Below are 23,133 nucleotides of genomic sequence, written 5' to 3'. Positions count from 1 at the left end.
ATTTTATGCCAAAAAATTACAAAAAACCTTTAGAGCCCGCTTGTCGAATCTTTACCGGCATCCAGCTCGATAAAACAACACAAGAATTTTTAAATTATTTAACAAACCTCATCACGGAAAAACAAAGCGCCTCATCCTTAGCCAGCACCCGTTGGATCGCCTATAAGAATCGTCATATCACCCTTTGTTTTTTAGGCCAGGTTCCAATTAAAACAATACCGTCACTAAAAACCGGGTTGACCTCAATCGCTCGAAACACAACTGAGACGAAAACCCGCCTATTTAAACTTGATACCTTCCCGGGCAATGAAGCTCACCTGATCGCCGCAGAAATCACAGCCACCAAACAATTGGCGACCTTGCATATGTCTGTCAAATGCCTCGCAGAGAGCCTATCCATACCGACAGAAAACCGGCGCTATCGCCCACACATCACCCTATGCAGAAACAGGAAACAATTTCACGGATTTTCTCCAGTCGACCTAGAACACCCAATAACAATTAACAATATTACTCTCTACCAAAGTCAACCAAGCCCGACAGGAAGCCTTTACACCCCCCTACTCACAACTATTCTACAGTCGCGGTAAAACTCCTCCCCACTGGTAAAATCTATTTTCTGGAACCCCAAAAGCAAAAAAGCGAGCCTTAGGCTCGCTTTTTTGCTTTTTCACTGAACAATTAATTCAATTCTGACAGCACATACTCTGGGTACATAACCAATCTTGGTCGAGACAGGCGACGCGCATCAAAAATAAAGACATAGCGAGCCCCATCATCCTCAGCCGGAATTGTACGGCGGAATTTCCAAGTGTTAATTTTATAAGTTTGGCGACCTGACTCAACGGTAGTCACCAAGCGATATTGATTTTCCCCCAAAAACTCAAAGGGCACTCTTTCCCCCCCAGTTGGCCGCAACTCAAGATCCCGGAACGTTTTTCTATCGTTACCTTCTTCGTCAGCCAGGAGATCACTTAGGCGTGCTGTTTCCCGCCTTACATAATCCAATAAGTCGGCATCGATCTCACGCTTAGCAACAGCTTCCACTTTAGCGGGCTCCTCGCGCTTTGGCGGCTCGACCTGAGCTTTAATTTGCGGGGGCTTTGGTTTCTCATTAGTAGCAGCAGCTCGCGCCATAGCTGCCCTTCTCTCGGATGCTTCAGCCTTTGCCAGCATATCCTCAACCATCTTGCTAATTTTATCCTGCTGGGCAGAAATCTTAGCTTTGGCATCAGCAATTGCCTGTTTCTCTTCAGCCAGTTTTTGTTGAAGCTGCTGATGATTTTCTTTAATAAACTCGAGACGACGTGAACGGCTATCGACACCTCTCTCCGCCATAGCGAAGGCATGCTTAGCCTTCTTCAGGCGACGCTCAGTATCTGAGTTGGGGGTTGACTCATGAGCCCGGGTCGCTTGATTGAGCTCCTGGCGACTCGCCTCGTATTCCAGGCGCAGGTCATCGAGAGATTTCTGGGCCTGCTCAAGCTTATATTCATAGGAGAGCAGCTCATTTTCGACATCCTCGAGCCCAACACTCCGATTTTCAAGAGACTGTTCCAATCGCGCAAGACGGTTCTTCTCCGCCGTGAGGGGCGTCTGCGCTTGTGCCACTGCCCCACCCATAACTACTAAGCCCGCCAAAAGGAGCGAGCAACACCGCTTTACCGCCATCGTCGTGAACCCATTTCTCGAATTGATGTGTTTCGTGTTTTGGAAGCGCAGCGACTCTGAATCTACGACAGAGTGAAGCTACTGCGCAATATGGTCAATTTTACGCAGGGAGCAAGCTATGAGCAATGACCTTGCGTTCACCTGAGCCAACCAGCTGATCAATAAACCTTCAAATCCACAATATTGAGTCACCACAGTGACACCACTCCAAAATTTATATGAAATTTTTCTGCGATAGCGCTTGATTTTTTTTTTGGCGGAAGCATTATGGATACCAGGGAGAAGATCGCTGGACTCAGCGGAAACCCGACCCGGACGTAAAACACCCTAAGCTGCTTTGTCAGCAAACAATCGTTGCGATTCCGGCAGCTCGGCGCTTCAACTGCAGCCTCGAACCCTCCCACTAGGGCGCCCTACCTTCTTTACAGCAAACCGCAACAGCGGCCTGCATGGTTTCTTTTAACCGGAGGTATGTGCCCATGAAATCAGCGCCTAACGATAACATTGTGTTCCGCGACATTGACAAGTCAGCCGCCCTGGCGACTACCGTATCCAAGAAGTTAAACAAGCTGGAACGTTATTGTGGCGACATCATACATAGTCGCGTAGTCCTCGAAGCTCCTCATCAACACAAAACTAAAGGCAGACACTTCAAGGCATCACTAGAGCTTGCGATTAGTGGCAATCCCGTGACTATTAGTAGTGAGAACGAATCCATACACCGAGCGGTAAACGACACATTCGCCTCCGCCGAGCGCTGTCTGAAAGAGCGTAGCGAACGCAAGAAAACACGGCGGCACCAAGCCCTACAAGAGGTTGTAGAAGAGCCCAGCTAAAAACTGAGAGTCACAAAAAAGGCGGCAAAATGCCGCCTTTTTCATTATTCACAACTGCAACATATATCTACAGCGTAACAACAGAACCTAGCCTGCAACTGGAGTTCTCATAGTTACAAACTCCTCAGCAGCAGTGGGGTGAATTCCAATCGTTGAATCAAAGGTGCTTTTGGTAGCTCCTGCCTTAAGCGCTACGGCCATCCCCTGAATAATCTCCCCTGCGTCATCGCCAACCATATGCACGCCAATCACCTTGTCGTTGGACGCATCTACAACCAGCTTCATCAATGTCCGCTCTGTATTCCCACTCACAGTGTGACGCATTGGCCTGAATTCCGACTTATAAATAGTGACGTTGAGTCCAGAGTCCCGTGCCTCTTCTTCAGACAACCCCACAGTTCCGATATTCGGTTGACAGAAAACTGCTGTAGGAATGTTGTTATAGTCAATTTCAGCCGTCTCTCCCGTGCGCCAATGCTTAACCAAGGCCATAGCCTCCGCCAAGGCAACAGGAGTAAGCTGAGGCTCACCCGTTACATCTCCCAGTGCATATATTGACTGCACACTAGTTCTAAAATTATCGTCCACAGAGATTGTGCCATCTTTGTGCAAGACAACACCCTGCTCCTCTAGCCCCAACCCTTCAACATTTGCTACGCGCCCAGTAGCGTAAAGCACCATATCCACATTAATACTGGAACCATCATCGGCATGAGCGAGCAAGCTACCATCCTGAAGCTTCTCAATAGAAACAACGTTGTGGTTAAACTTTAGATCGATATTTTTCTTCTGCATCTCATCGCGAACAAAAGTGCGAATATCTCGATCGAATCCTCGCAAAAATAAATCTCTTCGATAAGAGAGGTGCACGTTTGCGCCGAGTCCAGCAAAGATGCCTGCAAATTCAACGGCAATATAACCCCCACCAACAACCAAAACTCGCTTGGGAAAGTTTTCCATTGAGAAAACTTCATTGGAAGTCAGCGCAAATTCCCGTCCCGGAATATTCGGAATAAATGGCCATCCGCCTGTCGCCACCAAAATACGCTCTGCAGTAATTTCTTTGCCGTTAACAACAACACAGTGAGGACCTTTGATGCTGGCTCTGCCATTTAGGGTTTCCACCCCAGAGTTATCCAGCAAATTGCGATAAATCCCATTGAGTCGAGCAACTTCTTTTGCGTTGTTATCCCGCAGTGTTGGCCAGTCAAACTCAGCTCCCGCGCTATTCCAGCCATAGGCTCGAGCATCAGAAAAGCCTGCGGAATAGCCACTCGCATAAACAAATAATTTTTTGGGAACACAACCTACATTTACACAGGTCCCCCCCATATAGCGGTCTTCAGCCACAGCGACCTTCATTCCTTGTGCAGCAGCCATCCTACTTGCACGCACGCCACCAGAGCCGGCACCAATAACAAACAGATCAAAATCATACTCAGCCAAAATAAACTCCCACTCAGCTATGCTTCGAATAATTTTTAAACAGCCCGACAATAAGTTTTCTGTGAACAACCATCTCAAGCTGACAATTCTTACTTAATAACCGTTGACACTTGACTTCGCTTTGGATATTCATGTGACTGCTGTCACAGATATCAGCCCGCCAGAGGAAATTGCACAACAAAAAAACCTGAGGCGGATAAAATAACAGCCATTAATAAGAGCAAAACCTATGGGCAATAATATGAAATACCCAAATGCAGTGATGCAGCGCGCCCTATTGCTTACTTCTCTACTGCTCATCAGCAATTTAAGCAGCGCAAAGTCTCATCCATCCTATCTGTCAGAAAAATACTGTGGCGATGTGGTTGAACAATTTGTCGGCTCGGGCATGCGTAGCCTCGACAAGTATATCAACCATAACTTCAACCCCGAATACACCGGGGGAATTCGCAATACAATACAGTTTCTCGAACAGAGGTTGGACTGGCTGAGCGAGTGTGATGATTACTTGACAGACACCACAAAAAGCTCAGTATTTCACAGCAAAGACGATACACAAAAGATCTTCACCGCCATCAGAGAGTTAGCCAAGGAACTCCAACACGTCCGGTCTGGTGTTGAATATCGGGATGAATCGGGAAATAACAACCCCGCCCCCTTCATACAGCGCCGCTATGAAGCCCTGGCCCGGCTGGTTGATCGACATCACACCCGCATGTTGATGAAAAAACAGTTTCAATAAGTTGCTGACTAAGGGGGCAGATTTTCGCCCCCTTACATAAAATAGGCAGCCCAAGAGATTTGCTTACGATCCCAGTAGCTACTCGGTACCCGCCTTCCGAACCCTTGCTTCCTTTCGCGAGCTAAGCCCAACCATAGAAAACAACTCGGGCATCCTCTCTTTAAGGCCACCCCCAATACGGGCCATAACTGATCTCAGGCGAGGGCGCTGCTTTTCAGTAAAAGGGATTGGCCGACAGCTTTGCATTGTCGCCAGGCCGATACGCGCAACAAATAGACTGGCTCCGACCCCCTGCCCCAAACGCACAGATACTGTGCTCAGCATGCTATCGCCAACAAGTTCCGGCCACATTTCACTGATCGCATACTCACTCGCGCCAGTGTAGGCGACCAAAGACAAAACCCTCTTGAACAAGCGCCATCGCACCACAAGAGACGGCTGCACACCATAAATCTGCGCCACATCATCAATCATTCGCAGTGACTGCCTCAGGGCAACCAGAATATCGATACTGGCAAAAGGGCTCAGCCCAACCAGTGCACCAGTGCTCGTTGAGTGGCGCACGACTCTCCTTAGAGCCTCTTGGTCAAGGGCATTTAAGAAGGTAACCTCTAAATGCTCTAACAACTCACTGCTATCGTAATAGTCAGCTGCCTCATCTAGAACTCGATTGAGCAGTACACCTTGGGGCTTACCGGCAAAATGCTCCTGCAAATTGCGCCTGAATACTTGCGCCTCTTGGTGACTGCGGCAGTCTCGGGCCTCGGCAGCCATTGCCTGAGTTTTTTCAAGCTTGTTCAGTGGGCGCCCCGCTCGGAAAAACTCCCACACGGAACTACCAATGATTGCACTGAAGCCCGCCATCAAAACAGCCACAAAAAGTCCCAATCCCCAGTGTTTATCGACCGCCCATTGATAAAGTCCATAAAACTCCCATCCGACCACGACCACCACTACTGCAAGCGCAGAGAGCACTGCTGGCTTTAGCCACTTAAACCGGAAAGTGGGTAGGCGCAACTCGGAGAAAGCAATCCGATCAGGAAGAGACTCTCCAGTGGTTATTGACCTAGGAATCTCCACTGACTCATCCGCAAGCGGTTCCACCCGCGTCGCATCTCTGTGCGGGACCTCCTGTCCAGGCTCATCTAGCGACTCGATACGTGTTTCGCGACGGTACTCAGTATTTTTATCACTGTTAATCAAACCTTATCTCCCAACAGAAGGTTCAAAAGAGCATCCACCCGTATATGTGGAATATGTCCTTCCTGCATTCCCACTGGAGGCCGCAGCTGTGGTGGTGCAGCTCCCGCATAGTGGCTCCACCCCTGCTCTTCATAGGGCGCCTGGGCAAAAATTTCCGCATTCTCAAAACCCAAATACTGCCCTTCGAGGTCATAACCCATCAGCATTCTCCGTCCATTCTTCTGCCCCTCTCTAGAGCAGCGAACCGCGGCAATCGCCTCACTAAATACCGGCAAACCCCGGTGACGGGCATCGGAGAAAGTCTGTTGTAACTGCTGGCCTAGAAGCTGCCTCAAAGCATCGTGGTCGGCAGCAAGTACCTGATCGACTTTAGTCGCAGCAAAAAGGAGTCGATTAACCTTTGGGCGCCATAGCTTGCTTAAAAACCCCGATTCGCCATAGCGGAATGTATCGGCAATATGAGCAAATGCCAGACGCATATCTTCCAGGGACTGTTCACCAGCAAATAGAGTGCCAATCATATCTACCAGTACCAGTTGTCGATCGATATGTCGAAAATGGCTATCTACAAAGGGTTTTACCTGCGCCCGCACATAGCGTTCGTAACGCGCCTGCAAAACCTTAAAAACACTACTCTCAGACAAAGCAGCTAACTGCCCAGCATCTAAACCACGCAAATCCAGGAGTGGGACTACCCCGTACGCCTCCTCGTCTAGCAGCGCTCTACCAGGCTGTAAATAACTGAGATTCAACTTGGTTCGGCAACTCAGAAGATAAGCTCGGTATTCCCCCCATAATTCGTCCAAATTTACTTCACTGGCATTCGCCTGGGGGGACAGTGCTGCCAGCTGAGCTATCAACCGGGGGGCCAGCATTGATCGCGCATCTGTAGAAAATAGGTGTGCTTGATGACGACACCACTCTGCGTAATCCATACGCAATAGCGGCAAGTCCATCAACCATTCCCCGGGGTAGTCACGCAACTCCACTACCAACGTCTTTCTACCATTACCCCGAAAACGGCGCCGGCTGCGTAAATGGATGTGTAACTCCATAGCCGAAGCATCTCTAGTACTCTGTGGCCAACTAGGTGGCTCAGCCATCAGTGCCGACAGGCAGGTCTGATAGTCAAATGGCGCCAAACCAGAGTCCAGCGCTGGCTTCAACTCTGCCCCCAACAGATCGCCATTGAGCGCAGGGGCAAAACCAGGTAATTGAGACTTCTCCGGATTGCAGAGTTGGTATATCAGACTGGTGAGAAACGTGGACTTGCCAGCACCACTGAGCCCAGTGATACCGATACAGATGCGTCGGTCCAACAAGCGCTCGGCGGCCCAGTGGGATTTATCCTGGGCCTCTCGGCTCCAGCGCCGTAGTTTTTCTTTTAAATGTGGGCGAGATTGACTCTCGCGAGACATAGAATCTTCGCGGTCCAGCGACACACACTCTGTCACTTTGGGCTCCATATAAAGCTGACTTCCAGAAATGGGGATAGAGAGGATGATGGAGGCTCAAGAATACCCCCAAAAAGAAATAGGCGCACAGCCTTACTGACCGAACGCCTTAGATGCAAAGGGGGCTCAGGAGCCGCCGCTTAGTCGACCAGCGCTACGTCTCCCGACCCCATCACTGAGAAGGAGTCAGTTCCCGGCCGTTTCAAGACAATATCACCCGATCCCATTATTGAACCGCTGGCAGTATCGGCGCGCAGACTGCGGCCAATAAAATCTCCTGAACCCATGAGGCGAACGTTCACATCGGCGACTCGCCCGCCAACCAACATATCGCCGGAACCTTGTATCTCCGCTAGTAAACTCTCACCGGTAATAGTACTTATCTTCATGTCGCCAGAGCCTGTCACCGCTACTTCCCCTTTGACAGTCAATGCCTTGTTGAGGAACAAATCACCGGAACCAGTAACATACGCTTTCAAGGATTCTGCGGCGACCTTGTCGATATTGATCATTCCTGAGCCCGTCACCCCCAAAGTTAGGCCTTCACTCTCAACACTTGAAGATCTAGCCTCACCAGAGCCAGTCACCTTAAGAGCCTCAATTTTAGGCATCGTCACGGTGAAGTTAACTTCATCTCCCTGCCCTCGGGATATGGTGACAAATCCAAAAAGGTTCTGGGTGTTTTCCTCAACGGATAACTCCAACCTTTCCCCTTTCACCTCAACTTTGACGTAGGGCATTGTGCTGACAGGGCCGACAGCGACAACTTCAAAACTGTCCCCCTGAATCAACTTCAAGTGAGAACTTCCCTTGAGAGACACCTGAGTGAACCCTTCCATATCGAAACGCTTAGTTTCCATTTCTTCTGCCTGGGCATTAGTGCAAAACGCAGCGACTGTGGCGAGGACTACTACCAGCGGGGCAAAGAGTGTCTTCTTCAAAATCATCATTAGAGGAATCTCATCGTTATTACCAGTTCATACCTATGTGACTCAGTAAGCGGGGGACTTGGATGCAGTGTCCCACAAATATTTTGGGGACACCATATGACCATGCAGTCTAAAAAATCAATCTTAACGACCTAGCCGCACTCCGCCTCGCTAAAGCCCAGCTCCTTTAGGGATTGTCGAATCTTTTCCGCCTCATGTGCCAACTGCTCTGAAGAAGCAGGCTTTTGCTTAGAGAAGTCAAAGTCTGACAATTCATCTACGGGTATCAGGTGGATATGGGTATGTGGCACTTCAATCCCAGCGATCATCACGCCCACTCGCTTCGGTGAGTAAGTTGCTTTCAGCCCTTTCGCCACCTTTTGCGCAACCAGCATTAGATGACTCGCCAGCTCCTCCGGAACATCATCCCAATGATTAATTTCCTCAACAGGGATGACCAAACAATGACCAGCCTTAATGGGTGAAATGGTCAAAATAGCTACGACCTTTTCATCTCTCCAAATAAAATTGCCAGGTAAATCGCCATTAATTATCTGAGTAAAAATACTTGCCATAAATTATCTCAAAAGGTTGAAATTTATTATTTGGTGCAAGCGTGCAGTCTAACACCAAGAAGAAAAAATAAAGTGTAAAGGCTTAGAAAATACTTGCGCAAACATAGATTTTCTTCTTTGGCGAAATAAACCCCCAATATGTGACAACCTGTCGAACAGAATGACAATTTTCTTAAACCAAGTTGGCATACTGAAAGAATATGTCTTAGGCTCGTCACCAATTAATGTTGTACCGCCATTGAGCCAATGCACATTGTGCTTCTCGTTACCAAAATACTTTTTCGGCTCTGCGGATAAACTTTAAATCAGTGCCAACTGCTCACCGGGGGGAGAGATATGGAAAGCCTGTTGGATCAGGTCGGTGGTGCTAAATTTGTCAACCGTACAGTCAGTGAATTTTACGGTGCTCTCAGCCACCACCTTTCAGCCTACGAAACTTGTGATTTCCGCAAACAATTAAGTCGTCAAGCTCAGTTTTTGAGCCATGCGTTGTCATCTACACCGGAACCAGACCGGAGTAGTCGCGCCCGTTTTTTAGCCAGGGGGTTAAACCCAGAGCTATTCGATTCAATGCTGGAGTATTTCGAGGGTCGCCTATTGGAGTTGGGCTATCGCCCTGACTTCAGCACACAACTGGTTGCGATCGTAACCAATCTCTATGGAGGTTGTGAGCAGGACCTGTCAATCGCTTGCTAATCTTTATCAGCGGCGCGCACGCACAAGTTGCGGCGCGCCCGCCCTGTCAATACAATTGCGCTTCACAGCCTTTACCCCCCGTTTTATTGCGCAGCGGTAAGCGCTCATTCACATACTCTTTTATATCAGAGATTATTCATGAAGATTGCCAACCACACAGTTGTGGAGATCCACTACACCCTGAAAGATGCTGACGGAACAGTCATTGACTCCTCAGCCAATGGAGAGCCGCTCAAATATCTGCAAGGGGTTGGTAATATCATTCCTGGGCTTGAGCGCGAGATGCTGGAAAAGGCACCCGGTGATAAATTTACTGCGGTAATCGCACCAGAAGACGGTTACGGCGAGCAAAACCCGGAGCTGATCCAAACCATGCCGCGCAGTGCCTTTGGTGGTGTTGAAGAGTTATCTGTAGGAATGGCATTCCGTGCAGAGAGCACCGAAGGTCACCCGATTGAAGTCGAAATTATCGACATCGACGGCGACGAAGTCACTATCAATGGCAACCACCCCCTCGCCGGCGTTGAGCTGCACTTCGAAATTGAAGTTGTTTCTGTACGCGAAGCGACTGCCGAAGAAGTTGATCACGGCCACGTGCACTGATCCCATGATATGAAACGCCGCCAGCCGCGCGGCGTTCCCCCCTTCCCCAATGTCATTGCCAAACAACATCATCCTGTTTGATAGCATCTGCAACCTGTGCAATAGCTGGAGTCAACTAATACTCAAGCGCGACAGAGAGCAGCGCTTTACCCTGTGCCGAGTGCAGTCCAATGCAGGCCAGCACTTCCTTAAACAGCTGAACCTGCCGCTGGACACTTACCAGACCATGATTTTGCTGGAACGACATGGTGGCACTTACCAATCCTTTTACAAAAGTGAAGCGGCACTGAGAATTGCCAGCCGCCTACCACAACCCTGGCGTTTATTGGCCATTTTGCGCTACATTCCCCGCCCGGCAAGGGATTGGCTCTACGACTTGGTTGCTCGAAACCGCTATCGCTGGTTTGGTCAACGGGAAAGTTGCCTATTGCCGTGTGACGCTGACAAACAGCGGTTTTTGGAAGATGTACCTGAAGAGACCCCAGATGAGCTTGTCTGACCAGTATTTACAGCGATTTGGCGGCATTGCTCGCCTGTATGGCGATAAGGCCCTCGAAATTTTATCCTCTGCTCACATATTGGTGATCGGTATTGGTGGCGTAGGGAGCTGGACCGCAGAGGCCTTGGCGCGAAGCGGCATTGGCCAGTTGACGCTAATAGACTTGGATGACGTCTGCATCACCAATACCAATCGTCAGAGCCACGCACTCGCCGATACTGTAGGCCATATCAAGGTCGAGGTGATGGCAGAGCGCCTACGGCAGATTAACCCGGAGATTACAGTTCATACGGAAGAGGACTTTATCGCTAATGACAATTTCTCAGCGCTGATCAATCCTGATATACACCCTATCGATGTGGTGATTGATGCAATAGACTCCGCACGGGTAAAAGCCGCCCTGATCGCTTACTGTAAAGCCCGAAAAATACGCTTGATAACGGTTGGTTCCGCAGGAGGTAAGCGCTCCCCCGATCGCATTGAGTGCGCCGATCTCGGCCGTACAATTAATGATCCGATGCTGGCAAAAGTCCGCCAACATCTATACCGCTTTCACAACTTCCAGAAGAGTCGCAAGCGCCAGTTTGGCATCGATGCGATCTTTTCCACTGAAGCAATGGTATACCCGCAGCCAGATGGGCAAGTATGCCAGCAGAAGAGCGCTATGCAGGACGGTGTTAAATTAGACTGCAGTGGCGGCTTTGGTGCGGCAACTATGATTACCGGCACCTTTGGGTTTTTGGCCGCCAACCGGGCCATCGAGCGACTTCTCCAGGCAAAAAACTAAGCCGGGGTTAATTGAGCCCTCAGCTGATCGCGGTAGCGCCTGCTCACCGGGATCAGCTGGCCGCCAACCAAGTGAATACGCGCATCACCGCTCTCCAGGGGTTCAATCTCCGCAATAGAGTCCAAGCGCACAATATAGGAGCGGTGGATGCGAGCGAATGACCCTGGATCCAAACGCTCCAGTAACTTGGTCATAGTCTCTCTCAGGGGGTAAATTCTATCGCCCAGGTGCAGATTGACATAGTTGCCAGCAGCTTCCACCCATTCGATATCCTGCACATTAACCAGAAATTCTTTTCCCAGCTTTTTCACCAGAAGACGCTCCGGCCTTTCTACTGGCTCAGCAGCATCTCCCTCATCTGGCTCTTCTAGTAAGCGCGCCTCACCCTGTAAACGTACCAATAAGAAGCGGTACAAATAAACAGAGCTTAAAAGAGCGGCATAGGTTTGAATATCTTTGAGATATTCATAGAAAAATTCTACAGGCCAGTTACCAAAGTTATAGGAACCGTCATTAAGGTGGTAAATGACCGTCCTCATAAACACCATGCCGGAAACGTGGACCAAGGACCAAGGCAAAGTGAAAAATAAATGTATGGCCAAGTTCTGCCGAACTATCCCCTTGCGCAGGGGAAAATAATGATCAAGAAGCAATATCAACGGAAATAAGATTGCGATCATTAGGATACTGGTTCCCTCCCACACCAGAAATTCCCATGGCTGAAAAATAGAACCCCAGCGGCGGTGATCAAAGTATGCCAAAGCGAACTGAACAAGCCACTGGCCGACAAAAAACAACACCCAGAACCCCACCTCAAACTGTCGCCGGTGCGTCAAATACTGCTGAACCGTCATTGCTCCTGAACCAGTATAAAAATTCATCGGCAGTCTACCCCCGATTCACCCCCAAAAACCACCACTGGCCCCTAATACCCTACAAATCGGCACTTTGGGATAGCTAATGGCAAATACTAACGGGAGCATAGCAAGCGACTAAAACAGCCTCGAACGACGAAACCTATGCATTCAATAACACAGAGACGCCACGATATTGACGCCCTTCGTGTACTAGCCTTTGGCCTACTTATTCTCTACCACCTGGGAATGGCCTATGTCGCGGAATGGGGGTGGCATGTAAAAAGCAGCTACCAAAGCGAGCCACTACAACTGGTAATGCTAGCGGTTAACCAGTGGCGGATGCCGTTGTTGTTCCTGATTTCAGGTGCAGCCAGCTATTTTCTCTTCCACAAGCTGGGCACTGGGGGTTACTTACTGAGAAGAATGAAGCAGCTATTGATTCCGCTGGCATTTGGAATGCTGGTGGTGGTTCCACCCCAGGCCTACTATGAAGCGCTAAGCAACGGCATTATTGAGCCTGGATACTTATCTTTCCTGCTGAAGTACTTCTCGTTCAGCCCCTGGCCAGAAAATGCCTTTGCTGGAAGTGAGTTTGGCCTGACCTGGAACCACCTGTGGTATCTACCCTATCTGGCATGCTACACCCTGGCCCTTATTCCTCTAGCCCTGTGGTTTAAACACCAACGGTGGCTGGGCCGATTCATGGAGAATATTAAATCTTGGCAACTGCTAATTCTACCGCTTGTGCCTATGATGGTGTACGGCCTGGTCCTATTTCCGCGCTTTGGTGGAATAAACTATGCCGTCGTCGACGACTGGTACACCCATGCCAGATTTTTTACTTATTTCTTCTGCGGCTACTTGCTGGTCAGCAGTAACGCTCCCTGGGAAATACTGGCAAGGCTGCGCAATCGCTTGATTATTGCAGCGCCCCTCACTTTCGCCCTATATCTATTATTTGATCGAGTACTACCTGATAACAGTATTCCCGCGCAGAAAATACTGCTTTTTATTGTTATCTATACAAATCGATGGGTATGGCTCCTGGCTGTTTTAGCCTGCGCTTATCGATTTCTCAATAAGCAATTCCGTTGGTTACCCTATGCCACTGAAGCGGTTTATCCCTGGTATATCCTCCATCAAACCATTACCGTAATCGCTGTGTATCAATTGGGGCAACTCGCTCTGGGGCCCATCCTGGAGCCCTTGCTAGTATTATTAATCACTATTTTCGGCTGCTGGGCTTCATATGAATTTATCATCCGAAGAAATCCAGTTTTACGGCCGCTGTTTGGTTTAAAGCCTATTTCCAATATAAGGCCTATTGCGGTGGAGGCCCCCATACCCCGCTCCAGTTAAGTTAATGGGAGGTCTGCTCCACCAGATTCAAAGCACGTTGCAGCAATGCGTAAAAACCATTGCTGCGCGATTCACTTAAGTGCTTACCGAGTCCTAGCTCAGCAAATAACAGAGAAAGATCTCTCTCTCGAATCTCAGTAGCCGTGCGGCCATCAATTTGTGAAAGTAATAACGCACCCAGGCCTTTTACAACCCGGCTGTCGCTTTCCAATCCAAAATAGTGCCTACCACCCTCTGTCCGGTGCGCTAACCAAGCTGCAGACTCACAACCCCGCACCAGGTTTTCTTCGGTACGTATCTCGGGCTTTCGGGCAATAGTTTTACTCCACAGCATTAATTCTCTATAACGTCCCTGCCAGTTGCGCTGGGAAACCAAACTCTCTAGCAATAACGAGGAAAAATCATCCCTGGCCCATTCATCACTCTGAATACTATCCCCCTGTTCAATTGACTTCTGGATCTCACAGTACTCTTTCAGGGCCTGCAAAAAAGCCTGAATATCACTATCAGTATTGTAGGCTGCGACTGATGCTCGGACCGTCACCAAATCACCGCTCTCTTTACCTAACAATTGTGCACAGTGATGGCCTACTCTCACTGCAATATCGCGCTCGTCCAGCCAGTGCATCAAATCGGCAGCGCTACCATGAATAGGCACAAAAGAGACAATACCCAGATTGTGGCGCACTTGGCTGATAACCCTAAAATTGGGGGACGCTATCAGTTCGCGATGTATCCATCGCACCAATTTCTGCTCATGCGCCGCTATAGCGACCCTATCTTGCTGCTCAAGAAATTCCAGTGCCGCTCCAAGACCCGCTATTGCCGCCAGCGGAGAAGTGCCTGCCTCAAATTTGTGCGGCAAGCCTGCATAATGACTCGTTTCAAGTTCAACGTCGGAGATCATTTCTCCACCACCCAGCCATGGTGGCATAGATTCCAAAAGTGTTTCCCTACCGTATAAGAAACCAATTCCTGACGGGCCGTAAAACTTATGTGCGGAGGAAACAAAAAAATCACAGCCAATTTTCTGCACATCAATCACTTCATGGGCTGCCAACTGGGCGCCATCAACAATCCACATCAAGTGCTTTCTGCGCAGCAATTGCCTCACTGCAGCCAGGTCCGGACGCAATCCGAGTGCGTTGGAACCGCCGGTCAGGGATACAATTCTTGTGCGCTCATTCAGCACTTCTCCCAGGCGATCAAATTCCGGGACACCCGCTACATGGGGTACATAGCGTAAACTCAAATTGAATCGCTTGGCCGCCATCTGCCAAGGGATAATATTTGCATGATGCTCCGCTGTTGAGATGACAATTTCATCCCCAGCCTGCAACTCACTGCACAGGCTGTGCGCCAACAAATTCAGTGCCTCAGTAGCACCGCGACAAAATACAATTTCCCTTGTGCTGGCAGCATTAACAAATTGTGCCGCTTGGCGACGCACTCGCTCCACCATCTCTGTAGCCTTACGGGCTAGACGGTGACTGGAGCGGTGCGTATTGGCATTGCTGTGCACATAGTAATCGCGTACAGCATTAATCACTGTCTCTGGTTTCTGCGTCGTTGCAGCATTATCCAGGTATACCAACTCCTTATTCTCCTCTTGAGCAAAGAGGGGAAATGACTGCCTGAATGATTCAGCGGAAAAACTCATAGGGAAAATAACTTCTCAGTATTTCGACAGGTAGCATTGGCGATTTCCCGCACGGAAACTCCCCGTAAATCAGCCAGTGCTTGTGCAATTTTAGAAAGGTTTTCAGGGCTATTACGCATACCCTGCTGACCTGAAAGAGGCATATCCGGGGCGTCCGACTCAAGCAGCAAACTCTCCAGCGGCGCACGTGACACAGCCCGTCGGGTTTTCGCTGCCCGTGGGTAAGTAATTGTTCCACCGATACCCAGATAGAAGCCCCGCTTCCAGTACTCTTGCGCCATTTGCTCACTTCCACTGAAAGCGTGGATCACACCTCCCCGCGGGAGCTTGAATTGCTTTAACAGCCTCAGGAGTTCATTGTGGGCCCGGTGAACATGCAGAATAATCGGCAGTTCATGGTTACTAGCAATCTCCAAATGAAGCTTGAGAATATCTTCCTGCTTATTCAAGTCAGTGCCGATAGAGGCATCCAAGCCACACTCTCCAACAGCGATACATGAGTATTTCTCAAGGCTCTCACTAAGCCGTACTCCCAACTCCATCAGGTTTTCCCGCCAACGGGAATCTTGCGGGATTTTCTTCACCCACCAAGGGTGAACACCAGCAGCCATCATCCAACCGGGCTGTTCCGATACCAGAGCGCCCAACGACTGCCACTGAGCCTCGCAAACGCCGGGGATAATGACCCTATCTATTCCGGCATTGAGACATCTTTGCCACACCTGCTCCCGGTCCAGAGAAAAAACCTCAAAATCAAAGTGGCAATGACTGTCTATAAATTTCACTTGTGATACCCATTATTCGCGCGCATATTAGCATGAAGTCGCCTTTTCCTCTGGTACACCTGTGATTGAATCTCTTTTGCCGATCGCCCTTTTTGCTTTCTCAGCCAGTATTACACCGGGCCCTAATAACCTGATGATTATGTCCTCAGGACTCAATCACGGCATCTACAGTTCAACACCTCACCTACTGGGAATTTGGCTGGGATTTCCCGCCATGGTGGTTGCCATTGGCTTGGGACTGGGAACCGCCTTCAATCACTTCCCTTTTCTGCATGAAGTTATTCGCTGGGCAGGCATTGCCTATTTACTCTACCTGGCATGGACAATTGGTTCGACCCGGGAAATGGGTTCTGGAAATTCAAACCAACCCCTGAGCTTTACCCAGGCGATGGCTTTTCAGTGGATCAATCCTAAAGGCTGGATTATGGCCACTGGAGCACTGGCTGCTTTCACCAGTCCCGGCACAGAAATATGGTCAGGAGTTGTTAAGGTTGCACTGGCATTTATCACCATTGGCGGGCCTTGTGTTGCCATTTGGCTATTCTTTGGCGTTGGGCTAAAACGGTTCCTGACTGAACCACGCTACTTGCGAAGCTTTAACATTGCTATGGGATTGTTGCTTGCTGCAAGCGTTATCCCCCTGGCCCTTGAGGGGCTTACCCCCTTTGGCACAGCCACCTGAAAGGCCTCTTCAACAGCTAAAGCTCGGGAGCCTTCAACTCCCGAGGCGCTCAAAGCTAGGAAAAACTAGCGAGACGCAGCCTGGAAACGGCTTGCTGCACGAAGCTCGGCTGAGTCCTGTAACCAAACAATATCTTCAGCCTCTACTTGCTGCCCTGTTATCCCTGATAACTGATCACTGAGTACTTCTAGTCGGGTATTCTCATCGACGCCTTCCACTGGAAGTCGAATCCAGACCTGCCCCTCTTCGTCTGTAACCTCCGCAGGTGCCCCCTGTTCAGTGCTGCTTAAATGGCGATCAAACACCGAGCTGTGACCTGGCGGCAAATAAATAGTGCCATTGGTAATATCGACAGCGAAGGCCACTATGCCCGGCAGCAAGCCAAATAGCAGGCCTGCACCGTCCAAGATTACGACCGCAGGATCAACTCGCCCACCCGGCTGCCCTTTGCGCTCCGGGTACAGGAAATAGCCACAGGCGCTCAGATTCATCACTGTTACAAGCGCAGCGGATGCCACGATACTTCGTTTAATCACTCTATTCATGGTGTCACCTCTCACGAAAGCCCCCTATGCGGAGCTATTACTTGTTCTTTCTATTCCCACTAATGCCATGGGATCTATTCTCTATCTGTACAAATTCACGTCAGATAGCCCTGAGACAAAAAGATCATCAAATTTACGCCGATCGAAACGTTCGTACAACATCAAGCAGGCTCGATTGCCTAAACTTTAACCAGCACTTGCTGCGGGATGTTAAGGAGATTTACTAATTTCTGACAGTGTGGAGTGACGCACTTGTGATCTGACCGGGCAGTAAGCAGTCGCCTGGGGTCCGACACCGGAAATTTCAGGGAGCAGTAGTCGTAGCAGGTGCCGCCAGGGATTGGCTAAAGCACGGTATCCTTATCGATGCCGTGCTTTTCTATTTCACTAAATAAAGGAGATTTCGTCCTATCGCACCCAAAATTGGCGAGATCCCCTACCTTTCTTCCTGGAAAATTCCCCCTACCGCTGTATCCTGCGCCCAAGAACAAGAGTGGAGCTCTCTACATGTATATCAGCAGCGCCTTTGACAGCGGCAATATCGAAGTTATCAATACCGACAGCAATCCAATTGAGCTAGCAATCCGTCAGGACAACAATTCTGACTTCTACCAATGGTTTCACTTTCGTCTGGAAGGCGATATTGGCACCAGCTATCCCTTGCGTATCGTTAATGCCGGCAAATCCGCCTACCCGGAAGGCTGGGAAAACTACCGCATCTGTGCCTCATACGATCGTCAAAATTGGTTCAGAATTGGCGCCAACTACGACGGCAATACTCTGGACTTCACTGTAACCCTGGATGAACCCAGCATCTATCTCGCCTATTTCGCCCCCTACTCCTGGGAACGCCACCTGGATCTGCTCGCTTGGGCGCAGAGCCACGACTTGGTCAAACTGCAAACTCTCGGTAAAACCCTTGATGAGCGCGATATGACCATGCTCACGGTTGGCAATGCCGACACCGCGAAACATCGTGTTTGGATGATTGCCCGCCAACACCCAGGAGAGACCATGGCGGAATGGTTTGTTGAGGGCTTTCTGGAAACCTTGCTCGACCATGCCAATCCTACTGCGCAAAGCTTGCTGGCAGATACCGTATTTTATGTAGTACCCAATATGAACCCCGACGGCAGCGTTCGCGGGCATCTGCGCACTAACGCTGCGGGCGCCAACCTGAACCGTGAGTGGCTCAACCCCACGATGGAGCGAAGCCCGGAAGTCTTTTTGGTAAGGGAGAAAATGCTGGAGCTGGGCGGGGATATCTTCCTCGATATTCATGGTGATGAAGCCCTGCCCTATAACTTTGTTGCGGCTTGTGAAGGTATTCCCGGCTATGACAAGCGCCACGCCAAGTTGGAAGAGACATTTAAGCAAGCTTATGAGGCCATCAGCCCCGACTTCCAAACGGAGCATGGATATGAGCTGGATAAACCTGGCGAAGCAAATCTGACAATTGGTACCGCCTGGGCTGGACATCAATTCCGCACCCTGGCTCTAACATTGGAGATGCCGTTTAAAGACAATGATGACCTCCCCGACTTGATCGAAGGATGGTCCCCGGCGCGAAGCCAACAACTCGCTCGCGATATTCTTTTCCCAATTCGCGAAACGCTAAAAACTATGTCTTAATCAGCCCAAAAGCCCCTAGCTTAAAGAGCCAAGGGGCTTTTGCCGACCAAGACTTAGTAAACAGGCTTTTCTATAAACCAAGTTATATCGATATAATTAGTCTGCTGACGGCTAATCTCCCCGCTTTCAGTATCCAACCAAATTACATCTAGCTCCCCCGAAGAACTTAACTTCGCTCCCCATACCACACTGTTTGAAGTAGGTGGAACCATACCTAATTTTGAAAATTCATCTGATCCGAGATGATGAGGCAACTGCGCAGTAATTTCTCCCCCATTAGATATATGGGCAACAACAGGTATTGCTTGCTCTGCCTCAATAACTGTTCTCTCTTCGGTCTCGGTATTAACACTACCTAACCAACTAATTCGTACTGCTAACCTTCTGCGTATAGCATCCAATAGATTAGAGATCCCTCCAGCAACAACCCTTCCACTATGGTCTTTCTGAAAAGCAACTTCCCAGTTTCGTTTTGGGGGAGTAGTGAAACACCAAACTGAATGTACACGGTCGCTATCTACCCTTCTAGAGTGCTCAAAACGCCCTAGTAAAACACCTCGGCTATCTAGTAAACCGTGCCACCGTCCAAACTCAGAAGAAAGCTCTATCCTTGAATCATGAATTCTAGGAATCTGCCGATGAACAGACTGAACTTTTGTTGCCACTTCTCCAGACATAACAGTTGTAAACTGCGCGTCAGACCAATGTGTAAGATCAGATTCTTTATCTCCATTAAAATCCAAATCCCACCCTACTCGCATTGGCACTCCACTTAAGGCAACTCTGGATAGTTCTTTTTTAGAGCCCGCCACTACCACACCATCAAAGTCGACTTCCAAAATAGGATCGCTACAGCTTGCCATCTGTTCGGCATTAACCTCAATCGCCCTTGCTAAAAAGAAAGTCAAAAGTAGCCAACTTTTACTTTTCATCACTATCACCCGTGCATACTTTATTTGCTTTTGTCGCCTTTAAATGTTACCCATAAAAGAGCTGCTATATTTATACCCCAGCAGTAAGCCCCCTCATCTAAAGAAGGGATAAAAGCAGCATTTTATGAGTTGAATTGACTTTCTACGGCTAGTTTACGCAAGCCATTACCCTTTTTCTTTTGCCATCTTCAATAAAGCAAGCACAGCCAAAAAAAGAAGAAAAGTAAATACAACCAACCCCCACATCACCGACTGAAAAGCCTGAGCAAAAGCCTCATTAAACATGTTAGCGATGCGACCGTGCAGAGCAGCAGACACCCCCATTGCGCCACGCTCTATCCTTTCAGGATTAATCAGCAATGCATCGATATATTTTTCCAGTGCACTGGTAATCTGCACCCCACTTTCCTGCAATTGATTTAGCAAACTCTGTTTTTCCATTATCCGGAATACAGTACCCACCACAGCCAAACCAAGTGCTGCGCCTATATTTTGTATGCCCCACAACATTCCGGTTGCTATTCCTGCACTATTAGGCGGCAAAGCGCCAATAGCGATTGGGGCTGTCGCACTAAATACAAACCCCCAAGCCACACCGAAAGGTATAAAAGCCAGCAAAAGCGTCGAAAAATTGGTATCCACTGAGAATTGTGTCATTACGATTGCCGCAATCAAAATACATATGACACCAATTAAGATTGGAGCCGCAGGTGCGGAATTAGCTGCCATTCTGCCCGCCACAGGAGATACCAAAGCCATCACCAAGGTAATAGGGAGCAAAATCAAGCCGGACATTACCGTTGTATCCTGACGCACAACATGCAAATAAAATGGTAATAAAAAGAAAGCAGAAATGAGAAATATCAACAAACTAAAATTGGTTAAAACACAAGCGGAAAATAGCGAATTCTTAAAATAGGCAAAATGGATCAACGGTTGCTCCAGTTTTCGCTCAACACGAAAAAGGGCAATAAAACTCAATATAGAAATAACCAATAACAACAGTATCGGCCAGCTCAACCAACCCACTTGCGCCCCTTCAACTACTAACACCACTAGCGAACCCACACTAAGCGCAAGAAGTATCATTCCACGCCAGTCAATATAACTTTTTTCTTTATCTAAATTTTGCGGGCTCCGCATTACAAAAAGGCCAAACACCATGCTGACCAGCACAAAGGGAATATTAATAAAAAAGATCGACCTCCAAGACAAATACTCACATAGGACCCCACCCAACACCGGACCAAGAGCAAAGCCGACAGCCAATACCGACATCCACCATCCCATTGCAAATCCGGCTTCTTTTTCTACAAAAGTGTGGGACAGCAAAGCAATATTATTCGGCACGATTATGGCAATGGAGACACCTTGAAAGGCCCGCCAGACAATTAACCAAAGTGGATCCTCAGCCAATCCCGCGAAAAGGGAGCTAACTGCAAGTAATACCCATCCAATATTGAGCATCTTCAGGGAGCCCACAATATCCCCCAATCTCCCCATACTGGCCATCAGGATACATAGCATCAACATAAATATATTCATAACCCACTGGGTTTGAATAAAGGATGCACCTAAACTTTGCTGGATTGTCGGCAGTGCAATACTGACAATGGTGTAGTCCAACCCCAATATAAAGGTGGCTGGAAAGGAGCCAAGCAAAACAACCCACTTATTCATTAGTCGCATAATTCCCCTTATGTAGCTTGTTAATTAAAGCAAGGAAAGATCCTGAATAATTTATCGGCATTTATTGCTGAGAGAGCTACACAATCCATCCATTAACAATAGAATTATGATGTCGCCAGAAAACAACAAGAAACCAACCCTCATCACATAGACAAAAAAGTCCAATTCGTAGTAAAAAGCAAAAATAATAAGACGGTACCTTAAGGCACCGCACACCAATAAAAATTAAAAAATATTCACTAGCGTCTACTGCAAAGGTAGCGTATCTACTCAGTCCGGAGAAAAATAATGAAACACACTATCAGACAGATGATCCTATCGATTCTATTTGTACTTTCCTTCGCCTCTCCCCCCCTTTGGGCCGATAGCATTTCTGATTTCCAAAACAGCTGGACAGGCACAGCCTTGGATCTACAGCGTCAAATAGACAACCACACTCCCATGAGTGAAAACAATATTTTGGGGACACACAATTCTTACAACTCAGAAGTGTATCGCGCCTGTAACTTCTCAGTGGGATGCCGCTACCTGGACCCTCAACAGGAGCATTCCATAAAAGATCAATTGCGCATGGGAGCTCGCTTTATAGAGCTGGATGTCCATTGGACAACAAAAATGGAGAGCCTTTTTTCCTACCCAAAAAGATTACTTCTGTGCCATGGGCTCTGCAGTATCAATGACAAGTATGCGACTGAAGGATTTAACGAAATAAAGGACTGGCTAAATGACAGCGCCAATCAGGACGAAGTCATCATTTTATATATTGAGGACCACTCTGATGGGCGCCATCAAGATCTCTACAACCAAATAACCGATCGATTCGGGGATAAGATTTTCTACAGCGGTGGCTGCCAGAGTATTCCCAGCAGCCTTACAAAAAATGATGTGCTTGCTGCAGGGAAACAAGTCGTCGTATGGAAAGATAGCGGCTGCTCTGGAAATGGTGACATGAAGAACATGGCCTTCACCGGATTAGGGGAAATCGGTCGAGTATGGGAAGACAGCACCACTATTGGCACCATAGGAGAAATTTTTAGCGGTGGTATTGAACGAATCACAGCCGACGATGTGCGCAATGGCTTTGCTATAGGTCACAACATAATCAACCTCGATAATATGAATACGACCGATGGCCGCATCGCTGCAGCTATTTGGTCATGGGATCAGAATGAGCCAAATAACTTGAACAATGAGGATTGCGCTATGCAGTGGGGCAACGGGCGCTGGAATGATGCCAACTGCAGCAACCAATATAGCTTCGCATGTAAGAACACGGCTGACGGTAGCTGGCTGGTCAGCGCCTCAACAGGCCCATTCTCTTATGGTGCCGGGGTGTGCCAGGCACTGGGCAATGACTACGTGTTTTCCGCCCCCACCAATAGCCAGGACAACCAAGCCCTTAAAAACGCCAAGGAAACCACTGGCTATGACAAGGTATGGATTAACTATCAGGACCAGATAACTGAGGGCCACTGGCAGCACAATTAACCTCAAAAATCTCGACTTGAGGATTTAGGGTGGATAGGAGGCTAAGCCCGAGCCTCCTATCCA

At 48.7% G+C, this 23,133-nt stretch carries 23 protein-coding genes; 11 read left to right on the top strand and 12 right to left on the bottom strand.

Annotated features, from left to right (window positions below):
* Positions 1 to 5: 5 nt before the first annotated feature.
* Entirely contained in the window at positions 6 to 590 is a 585-nt protein-coding gene (gene thpR / locus ACJJI4_RS05760) for an RNA 2',3'-cyclic phosphodiesterase (RefSeq protein WP_444927373.1), read from the top strand.
* 91 nt (positions 591 to 681) lie between these two features.
* On the opposite strand, the gene ACJJI4_RS05755 is transcribed toward thpR, so the two are convergent.
* Entirely contained in the window at positions 682 to 1,611 is a 930-nt protein-coding gene (locus ACJJI4_RS05755) for a hypothetical protein (protein WP_444916091.1), read from the bottom strand.
* Positions 1,612 to 2,150: 539 nt separating this feature from the next.
* Here ACJJI4_RS05755 and ACJJI4_RS05750 point away from each other — a divergent pair.
* On the top strand, positions 2,151 to 2,507 hold the full coding sequence (locus tag ACJJI4_RS05750; protein ID WP_413665165.1) for an HPF/RaiA family ribosome-associated protein: 357 nt from the start codon (positions 2,151 to 2,153) through the stop codon (positions 2,505 to 2,507).
* 87 nt (positions 2,508 to 2,594) lie between these two features.
* Here the strand turns inward: ACJJI4_RS05750 and gorA are convergent, their stop codons facing one another.
* Positions 2,595 to 3,953, bottom strand: a complete 1,359-nt coding sequence (gene gorA, locus ACJJI4_RS05745) for a glutathione-disulfide reductase (protein ID WP_444916090.1) — start codon at positions 3,951 to 3,953, stop codon at positions 2,595 to 2,597.
* Between the two features lie 241 nt (positions 3,954 to 4,194).
* Here gorA and ACJJI4_RS05740 point away from each other — a divergent pair, with 241 nt between their 5' ends.
* Positions 4,195 to 4,695, top strand: coding sequence for a hypothetical protein (locus tag ACJJI4_RS05740; RefSeq protein WP_444927372.1), 501 nt, complete (start codon positions 4,195 to 4,197; stop codon positions 4,693 to 4,695).
* 78 nt (positions 4,696 to 4,773) lie between these two features.
* Here ACJJI4_RS05740 and ACJJI4_RS05735 read toward each other — a convergent pair whose 3' ends face one another.
* From ACJJI4_RS05735 to ACJJI4_RS05720, 4 genes are all read right to left on the bottom strand, one after another.
* A complete protein-coding gene (locus tag ACJJI4_RS05735; RefSeq protein ID WP_444896698.1) occupies positions 4,774 to 5,898 on the bottom strand; it encodes a TIGR01620 family protein in 1,125 nt (374 codons plus the stop codon).
* Entirely contained in the window at positions 5,895 to 7,352 is a 1,458-nt protein-coding gene (locus ACJJI4_RS05730; RefSeq protein ID WP_444916088.1) for a YcjX family protein, read from the bottom strand. Before ACJJI4_RS05730 ends, ACJJI4_RS05735 begins: the two co-directional genes overlap by 4 nt.
* 140 nt (positions 7,353 to 7,492) lie before the next feature.
* The gene (locus ACJJI4_RS05725; protein ID WP_444896696.1) at positions 7,493 to 8,302 is read right to left on the bottom strand and encodes a GIN domain-containing protein; all 810 of its coding nucleotides are present in this window, start codon (positions 8,300 to 8,302) and stop codon (positions 7,493 to 7,495) included.
* Between the two features lie 131 nt (positions 8,303 to 8,433).
* Entirely contained in the window at positions 8,434 to 8,856 is a 423-nt protein-coding gene (locus ACJJI4_RS05720; protein ID WP_413665159.1) for an HIT family protein, read from the bottom strand.
* A 336-nt stretch (positions 8,857 to 9,192) separates the two neighbouring features.
* On the opposite strand from ACJJI4_RS05720, the gene ACJJI4_RS05715 reads away from it, so the two are divergent.
* The 4 genes from ACJJI4_RS05715 to tcdA all read left to right on the top strand — a co-directional run bounded on the left by ACJJI4_RS05715 (position 9,193) and on the right by tcdA (position 11,441).
* The gene (locus ACJJI4_RS05715; protein WP_444896694.1) at positions 9,193 to 9,552 is read left to right on the top strand and encodes a hypothetical protein; all 360 of its coding nucleotides are present in this window, start codon (positions 9,193 to 9,195) and stop codon (positions 9,550 to 9,552) included.
* A gap of 138 nt (positions 9,553 to 9,690) precedes the next feature.
* Positions 9,691 to 10,155: an FKBP-type peptidyl-prolyl cis-trans isomerase gene (locus tag ACJJI4_RS05710; protein ID WP_413665157.1), complete on the top strand. Its 465-nt coding sequence runs from the start codon at positions 9,691 to 9,693 to the stop codon at positions 10,153 to 10,155.
* Positions 10,156 to 10,204: 49 nt separating this feature from the next.
* The gene (locus tag ACJJI4_RS05705; protein ID WP_444894339.1) at positions 10,205 to 10,654 is read left to right on the top strand and encodes a thiol-disulfide oxidoreductase DCC family protein; all 450 of its coding nucleotides are present in this window, start codon (positions 10,205 to 10,207) and stop codon (positions 10,652 to 10,654) included.
* On the top strand, positions 10,641 to 11,441 hold the full coding sequence (gene tcdA, locus ACJJI4_RS05700; RefSeq protein ID WP_413665155.1) for a tRNA cyclic N6-threonylcarbamoyladenosine(37) synthase TcdA: 801 nt from the start codon (positions 10,641 to 10,643) through the stop codon (positions 11,439 to 11,441). Before ACJJI4_RS05705 ends, tcdA begins: the two co-directional genes overlap by 14 nt.
* On the opposite strand, the gene ACJJI4_RS05695 is transcribed toward tcdA, so the two are convergent.
* Positions 11,438 to 12,322, bottom strand: a complete 885-nt coding sequence (locus ACJJI4_RS05695) for a LytR/AlgR family response regulator transcription factor (RefSeq protein WP_444912644.1) — start codon at positions 12,320 to 12,322, stop codon at positions 11,438 to 11,440. The two genes, tcdA and ACJJI4_RS05695, sit on opposite strands and share 4 nt — an antisense overlap.
* A gap of 138 nt (positions 12,323 to 12,460) precedes the next feature.
* Here ACJJI4_RS05695 and ACJJI4_RS05690 point away from each other — a divergent pair, with 138 nt between their 5' ends.
* The gene (locus ACJJI4_RS05690; protein WP_444905782.1) at positions 12,461 to 13,657 is read left to right on the top strand and encodes an acyltransferase family protein; all 1,197 of its coding nucleotides are present in this window, start codon (positions 12,461 to 12,463) and stop codon (positions 13,655 to 13,657) included.
* A gap of 1 nt (position 13,658) precedes the next feature.
* On the opposite strand, the gene ACJJI4_RS05685 is transcribed toward ACJJI4_RS05690, so the two are convergent.
* Together ACJJI4_RS05685 and ACJJI4_RS05680 are read right to left on the bottom strand one after the other, a co-directional pair.
* A complete protein-coding gene (locus tag ACJJI4_RS05685; protein WP_444916086.1) occupies positions 13,659 to 15,317 on the bottom strand; it encodes an aminotransferase class V-fold PLP-dependent enzyme in 1,659 nt (552 codons plus the stop codon).
* Positions 15,314 to 16,102, bottom strand: coding sequence for a TatD family hydrolase (locus ACJJI4_RS05680; RefSeq protein WP_444927371.1), 789 nt, complete (start codon positions 16,100 to 16,102; stop codon positions 15,314 to 15,316). Before ACJJI4_RS05680 ends, ACJJI4_RS05685 begins: the two co-directional genes overlap by 4 nt.
* Positions 16,103 to 16,163: 61 nt before the next feature.
* Between ACJJI4_RS05680 and ACJJI4_RS05675 the strand changes: the two genes are divergently transcribed.
* Positions 16,164 to 16,784 (top strand): LysE family translocator, encoded by a 621-nt coding sequence (locus ACJJI4_RS05675; RefSeq protein ID WP_444927370.1) that lies wholly within the window; start codon positions 16,164 to 16,166, stop codon positions 16,782 to 16,784.
* A 65-nt stretch (positions 16,785 to 16,849) separates the two neighbouring features.
* On the opposite strand, the gene ACJJI4_RS05670 is transcribed toward ACJJI4_RS05675, so the two are convergent.
* Positions 16,850 to 17,329, bottom strand: a complete 480-nt coding sequence (locus ACJJI4_RS05670; protein ID WP_444927369.1) for a hypothetical protein — start codon at positions 17,327 to 17,329, stop codon at positions 16,850 to 16,852.
* Positions 17,330 to 17,836: 507 nt separating this feature from the next.
* On the opposite strand from ACJJI4_RS05670, the gene ACJJI4_RS05665 reads away from it, so the two are divergent.
* Positions 17,837 to 18,961 carry a M14 family metallopeptidase gene (locus ACJJI4_RS05665; protein WP_444927368.1) on the top strand — a complete coding sequence of 375 codons (1,125 nt, stop codon included), beginning with the start codon at positions 17,837 to 17,839 and terminating at the stop codon, positions 18,959 to 18,961.
* Positions 18,962 to 19,014: 53 nt separating this feature from the next.
* Here the strand turns inward: ACJJI4_RS05665 and ACJJI4_RS05660 are convergent, their stop codons facing one another.
* Both ACJJI4_RS05660 and ACJJI4_RS05655 read right to left on the bottom strand, forming a co-directional pair.
* Positions 19,015 to 19,893: a hypothetical protein gene (locus ACJJI4_RS05660; RefSeq protein WP_444927367.1), complete on the bottom strand. Its 879-nt coding sequence runs from the start codon at positions 19,891 to 19,893 to the stop codon at positions 19,015 to 19,017.
* 165 nt (positions 19,894 to 20,058) lie between these two features.
* Positions 20,059 to 21,573 carry an MFS transporter gene (locus ACJJI4_RS05655; RefSeq protein ID WP_444927366.1) on the bottom strand — a complete coding sequence of 505 codons (1,515 nt, stop codon included), beginning with the start codon at positions 21,571 to 21,573 and terminating at the stop codon, positions 20,059 to 20,061.
* A gap of 297 nt (positions 21,574 to 21,870) precedes the next feature.
* Here ACJJI4_RS05655 and ACJJI4_RS05650 point away from each other — a divergent pair, with 297 nt between their 5' ends.
* Positions 21,871 to 23,070: a phosphatidylinositol-specific phospholipase C domain-containing protein gene (locus ACJJI4_RS05650; protein ID WP_444927365.1), complete on the top strand. Its 1,200-nt coding sequence runs from the start codon at positions 21,871 to 21,873 to the stop codon at positions 23,068 to 23,070.
* The last annotated feature ends 63 nt before the right edge of the window (positions 23,071 to 23,133 follow it).

Source organism: Microbulbifer maximicatervae (SeqCode) (genome assembly GCF_052467305.1).
This window is presented reverse-complemented; position numbering and strand designations above follow the sequence as displayed.

Coding starts and splice junctions, on each gene's coding strand:
- ACJJI4_RS05665 (WP_444927368.1), top strand. CDS start 17,837: ATGTATATCAGCAGCGCCTTTGACAGCGGCAATATCGAAGTTATCAAT.
- tcdA (WP_413665155.1), top strand. CDS start 10,641: ATGAGCTTGTCTGACCAGTATTTACAGCGATTTGGCGGCATTGCTCGC.
- ACJJI4_RS05720 (WP_413665159.1), bottom strand. CDS start 8,856: ATGGCAAGTATTTTTACTCAGATAATTAATGGCGATTTACCTGGCAAT.
- ACJJI4_RS05690 (WP_444905782.1), top strand. CDS start 12,461: ATGCATTCAATAACACAGAGACGCCACGATATTGACGCCCTTCGTGTA.
- ACJJI4_RS05740 (WP_444927372.1), top strand. CDS start 4,195: ATGAAATACCCAAATGCAGTGATGCAGCGCGCCCTATTGCTTACTTCT.
- thpR (WP_444927373.1), top strand. CDS start 6: ATGCCAAAAAATTACAAAAAACCTTTAGAGCCCGCTTGTCGAATCTTT.
- ACJJI4_RS05695 (WP_444912644.1), bottom strand. CDS start 12,322: ATGAATTTTTATACTGGTTCAGGAGCAATGACGGTTCAGCAGTATTTG.
- ACJJI4_RS05655 (WP_444927366.1), bottom strand. CDS start 21,573: ATGAATAAGTGGGTTGTTTTGCTTGGCTCCTTTCCAGCCACCTTTATA.
- ACJJI4_RS05670 (WP_444927369.1), bottom strand. CDS start 17,329: ATGAATAGAGTGATTAAACGAAGTATCGTGGCATCCGCTGCGCTTGTA.
- ACJJI4_RS05660 (WP_444927367.1), bottom strand. CDS start 19,893: ATGAAAAGTAAAAGTTGGCTACTTTTGACTTTCTTTTTAGCAAGGGCG.
- ACJJI4_RS05715 (WP_444896694.1), top strand. CDS start 9,193: ATGGAAAGCCTGTTGGATCAGGTCGGTGGTGCTAAATTTGTCAACCGT.
- ACJJI4_RS05650 (WP_444927365.1), top strand. CDS start 21,871: ATGAAACACACTATCAGACAGATGATCCTATCGATTCTATTTGTACTT.
- ACJJI4_RS05705 (WP_444894339.1), top strand. CDS start 10,205: ATGTCATTGCCAAACAACATCATCCTGTTTGATAGCATCTGCAACCTG.
- ACJJI4_RS05685 (WP_444916086.1), bottom strand. CDS start 15,317: ATGAGTTTTTCCGCTGAATCATTCAGGCAGTCATTTCCCCTCTTTGCT.
- ACJJI4_RS05725 (WP_444896696.1), bottom strand. CDS start 8,302: ATGATGATTTTGAAGAAGACACTCTTTGCCCCGCTGGTAGTAGTCCTC.
- ACJJI4_RS05710 (WP_413665157.1), top strand. CDS start 9,691: ATGAAGATTGCCAACCACACAGTTGTGGAGATCCACTACACCCTGAAA.
- ACJJI4_RS05750 (WP_413665165.1), top strand. CDS start 2,151: ATGAAATCAGCGCCTAACGATAACATTGTGTTCCGCGACATTGACAAG.